The organism is Cellulomonas sp. P5_C6, from assembly GCF_054049635.1.
Genome location: NZ_JBFULZ010000259.1, coordinates 1 through 4,707, shown reverse-complemented (window position 1 = coordinate 4,707; position 4,707 = coordinate 1). Strand labels below are relative to the sequence as shown.

4 protein-coding genes are annotated in these 4,707 nt (G+C 71.2%); 2 read left to right on the top strand and 2 right to left on the bottom strand.

What is annotated here, in order from left to right; translation table 11 throughout:
• Positions 1-2,034 (top strand): cytochrome c oxidase assembly protein (locus ACXJKG_RS19515; protein WP_456847388.1); only part of this gene is annotated, 2,034 nt, incomplete at its 5' end.
• Here ACXJKG_RS19515 and ACXJKG_RS19510 read toward each other — a convergent pair.
• Together ACXJKG_RS19510 and ACXJKG_RS19505 are read right to left on the bottom strand one after the other, a co-directional pair.
• Positions 2,031-2,567, bottom strand: a complete 537-nt coding sequence (locus tag ACXJKG_RS19510; protein ID WP_456847387.1) for a hypothetical protein — start codon at positions 2,565-2,567, stop codon at positions 2,031-2,033. The genes ACXJKG_RS19515 and ACXJKG_RS19510 overlap by 4 nt on opposite strands.
• Before the next feature lie 341 nt (positions 2,568-2,908).
• Complete coding sequence (locus tag ACXJKG_RS19505; protein ID WP_456847386.1) at positions 2,909-3,535, bottom strand: DUF6318 family protein; 627 nt, start codon at positions 3,533-3,535, stop codon at positions 2,909-2,911.
• Positions 3,536-4,275: 740 nt separating this feature from the next.
• Here ACXJKG_RS19505 and ACXJKG_RS19500 point away from each other — a divergent pair.
• Entirely contained in the window at positions 4,276-4,677 is a 402-nt protein-coding gene (locus tag ACXJKG_RS19500) for a hypothetical protein (RefSeq protein ID WP_456847385.1), read from the top strand.
• Positions 4,678-4,707 lie beyond the last annotated feature (30 nt).

Sequence of the window (4,707 nt, the reverse complement as noted above, 5' to 3'; positions counted from 1 at the left end):
CGTCGACCCCCGAGCCCCTGGCGTGTCGCCGCGCTGGCGGTGGCCGCCGTGGTCGCCGCCCTGCTCGGCGTCGCGTTCTCGGGGGCCGCGCTGCCCGCGTTGATACGGGACCCGGGCCCCGCCGTCCGCTGGGGGCTCCCGGCCGTGTCGACGCTGACGGAGCTGGCGGGTTCCGTGACGCTCGGCGCGCTGGTCCTCGCCGTGTGCGTCCTGCCCCGCCGCGCGGTCACCGCGTCGACCCGGACCGTCCGCGCGGGCATCGGCACCGCCGCCGGCACGGCCTATCCCCGGTCCACCCTCGTGGCCGGGTTCGCCGCCGGCGCCTGGACGATCCTGTCGATCGTCCACCTCGTGCTGACGTACGCGAGCGTCGCCGGCCGGACCCTCGACTCCGCGACGTTCGGTGCGGAGCTCGGGGTGTTCGTCACGCAGATCGACCTCGGGCGCACGCTGCTGCTGATCACCACGGTCGCGGCCGTCGTCACCGCCCTCTCGCTGGTCGTCGCGACGCCCACCGGGGCCGCCTGGACCAGCGTGATCGTCCTCGTCGCTCTGTGGCAGCAGGCCCAGCTCGGGCACGCGGCCGGCGCGTCCGGGCACGACATCGCGACGTCGTCGATGGTGGTCCACCTCGTCGGCGCTGCCGTGTGGATCGGGGCGCTCGCCGCCCTCGCCCTGCTGGTGCGGCGCGTCGGCACCGACCTGTCCGCGTCGGTCGCCCGCTACTCGGTCATCGCCGGCTGGTGCTACGCCGCGATCGCCGTGTCCGGGCTGGTCAACGGCCTGCTGCGGACCAGCGGCTGGGCCGACCTCACCACGCCGTACGGCGTCCTGCTGCTCACCAAGACCGCCCTGTTCGGCATCCTCGGCCTGCTCGGCCTGGCCCATCGCCGCTCGGTCCTGCCCAAGCTGGCCGACAGGACGAGCGACTGGCTGTTCTGGCGGCTCGTGCTCATCGAGCTGACCGTGATGGGCGCCGTGTCGGGGGTCGCCGTGGCGCTGGGCGAGACCGCCCCGCCCGTGTCCGAGGAGCCGCCGCTCGACCAGTCGCCCGCCTACCAGCTGACCGGCCACCCCCTGCCGCCCGAGCCCACCGCGCTCCGCTGGCTGACCGAGTGGCGCTGGGACCTGGTGCTGGCGTCCGCGGCCGTCGCGGGGCTCATCGTCTACTGGCGCTGGGTGCTCCGCCTGCGCCGCCGCGGCGACTCCTGGTCGCTGCTGCGGGCCGGGTCCTGGACCGTCGGCATGGTGCTCTTCCTCTGGGCGACCAACGGCGGCCCCAACCTCTACGGGCACGTCCTGTTCAGCGCGCACATGGTCCAGCACATGACGCTCGCGATGGTGGTGCCGCTGTTCCTCGCCCTGTCCGCGCCCGTCACGCTGGCCCTGCGCGCGCTGCCCGTCCGCTCGACCCAGCTCCGCGACGACGACTCCCGCGGCCCCCGCGAGTGGATCCTCGTCATCGTCCACAGCCGCGTCGGGCAGTTCTTCGCCCACCCGGTCGTCGCGGCCGTGAACTTCATCGGGTCGATGCTGCTCTTCTACTACTCCGGCCTGTTCGAGTGGTCGCTGCGCAGCCCCGTCGGGCACCTCGCGATGGTCGTGCACTTCACGACGGTCGGGTACCTCTTCGTCAACGCGCTGGTGGGCATCGACCCCGGGCCGAAGCGGTTGCCCTACCCGCAGCGTCTCCTGCTCCTCTTCGCGACGATGGTCTTCCACGCCTTCTTCGGCGTGACCCTGGTGTCCGGCGACGTCCTGCTGGTCGCCGACTGGTTCGGCCTCATGGGTCGGCCCTGGGGTGCGTCCGCGATCGCCGACCAGCAGGCCGGCGGCGCGATCACCTGGGGCATCGGCGAGATCCCGACCCTCGCCCTGGCCATCGGCGTCGCCGTCGCCTGGTCCCGCGACGACGACCGCACCGCCCGCCGCCGCGACCGCCGGGTCGACCGAGAGGGCGACATCGAGATGGACGAGTACAACGCCATGCTCGCCGCACTCGCCGAGCGCGACGCCCAGCCGCCCGCGAGCTAGCCGCAGCCGAGCTGGTCGGGGTTCTCGTTGCAGTCCTGCGACACCAGGTGCGAGCGCCGTTCCACGACCTCGAACGGCGCCGACGTGCTGGTCGTCTCCGCCGTGCCGACGACGTCCCGCCACGTGCCGTCGCCGTCGACGCGGTAGCGGCCGGACCAGGTGGTGGTCAGCGTGATCGTTTCGGCCGCTGCCGTGTGCTCGTAGACGTGGAACACGTCGAAGTCCGGGTAGGCGTGCCCCGGGCTCGACGTCGACAGGTGCCGCGAGCCGTCCTGGAAGTCCCACGTGTAGTGCGTGGGGGTGGCGATCACGTCGACGCCGTACCCGAACAGGTCGGTGCGGAACGTCTGCTCGGCGGGGTCGGTGAGGACGATCGTCTCCTTGTTGACCAGCACCCACCCCCGGTCCGGCTGCACCTGGATCGCCTGCGGCGCGATGGGCAGCAGCCGGAAGTCCTCGGCGGTGAGCGTGGGGAGGAGGTCCGCCGGGCAGCCTCCGTCGGCCACGATCGTCCAGGCCGACCACGGCTCCATCGGTGTCGCACGGGTCCGGGTCCAGAGCGGGAGGACCGGCGTCTGCTCGCCGCAGTTGTTCAGTCCGGTCTCGCCCTCTGCGGCCGGGCAGGCGCCGTTCAGGGGCGTCGTGAGAACGGGCGAGCTGGTGTTGCAGATGATTGCGCGCTGGTACTCGCGGAGCTGCGCCTCGGGCGTGCCGGCTTTCGCCTGATGGGCCCGGACTAGTTGCTCCCCTCGAAATGCCGAGAGGCGAATCGAGTCGTCGGTCGCGCGACTGTCCCAATCGTCTGCGTTGGCCGTCCCGATTACCCCCACGAGGAGCAACATCGCGACTGAGACGACGGCAGCGATACGTGCGGTCATGTTCCTGGAGCCGGGGCAGAGTCGACGCCGCGGACGCTCCACCCGCCGTCCTGATAGATCACCACGATGTTCGATCTGAGCGACTTGCGGTCGGGGAACTCCTTGACCACCGTTCCGACTGCATCCTTCGTTACGGACGGATCTTGCACGAAATCGAGAGTCACCGTGTACCACGATCCGGGGTCGACCTCGACGCCGGCGGCCTCCGTGACCGTCAGCGCGCCGCCGTCATCGTGTTGACCGTTCGCTACCTTCTCGTCGACGGTGGCCTTCGAATCGGCGCAGAAAATGCAGTCGGGGTGGCTCAATGCGTTCCACGCGTCGAGATCTCCGGTCGCGTTGATGTACGGGAACAACTGAACGAAGTAGGCCGCGACCGCAACCGCTCCATCCACGCTCGGCGGTTCGTCCAATGCGGCTGGCCGAGTCGGTTTGACCGTCACATCTACTACGGGCGCATGACTAGGGGTCGGCGAGGGCGTGGGCGTCGGCGTCACCACGACCGGCGGCGTCGTTGGCTCCGTGGCCGTCGCCGTCCCGCCAGAGCAAGCCCCCAACAGCAGCAACCCAGTCACAGGCACGACGAGCCGGGCAGCAGCGCGAGACCTCGTCAGCCAGGACATGCGGGCGAACGTACCGAAAACGGGCACCCCTTGTCAGGACAGTTCACCCAGTTGTGGACAACCGCTGTGACCGGTGCGGGCCTTGCCGGCCTCGGCCGAGCCGTCCACAGCCTCGCGTTCGGAGGCGGGCTTCCTCTGGGTTCGGATGGCGCGCGCTGCACGTCGGTTCGCGTTGATGTCCTCGTTCCGTGCGCACAGCCGAGTCGCCTCCGCGAGCACTCCTGACGCTGGCGGCACGGCAGGAGGGTCTCCTGTCGTCCGGACAGTGCGACGCCGCGGGAGTGGACTCGGATCGCCGGCGGCGACTCGTCGCGGCGGGAAAWTGGGCGTCGGTCACGCGAGCCGTCTTCGATGTCGAGCCGACTCGAGATCGACGGTGGGATGCAGACCACCGTCGTCGCCGGTCGGCGTGGCTGGGACTGTTGGCGGCGGGGCCTGGGGCGGTCGCCGTCGGTGCGTGCGCGCTCGCGCTCCTCGGCGTGGGTGGCCTTCCGGCGGACGTCGGGCCCGAGGCGGCGCTCCCGGGCGGGCGGTTCGGCCGAGCACGTGACGGCGTTCGGATCCGCCAGCTCGACGTGCCGGACGCGACTCGGTTCGGCGCCGGATCGGTTGCCGGGATGGTGTCTGCGCTCGCCCAGGCCCTCCCCACGCTTACCCGAGACCACGCAGTCGCAGTCCTCGACGATGTTCTTCACCGCGGGCTGCTCACCGACTCCGGGCTGTCGATGGTGGTGGCGACCATGGCCGGAGCGCGCGGGGCCGTCAGGGCGCGGAGCTGGCTGCCGCTGGTCGACCGCAGGGCGGAGTCTCCGCTCGAGACGTTTGCGCGTCTTGCCTGCGTCGACGGCCACGTCCCGCCCGACGACCTGCAGGTCGAGATCAAGACGCCGGGCGGTCGGCTGATCGGTCGCGGCGACCTGGGTTGGCGCCTGGGGGACGGGCGGTGGCTCATTGCGGAGATCGACGGTCGCTCGATCCACGAGAACCCCGAGGCGCTGCTCCGCGATCGTGCCCGGCAGAACGCCCTGGTCAGCACGGGCCGCGTCGACGTCCTGCGATTCGCCGCTGCAGACATCCGAACGTCCGGCCTGATCCCCGCAGCAGTCCGAAAAGCGCTCGATCGGCCCGCCCCGCGACCGTGAGAACAACATGGGACGCGTTACGAGCATCGA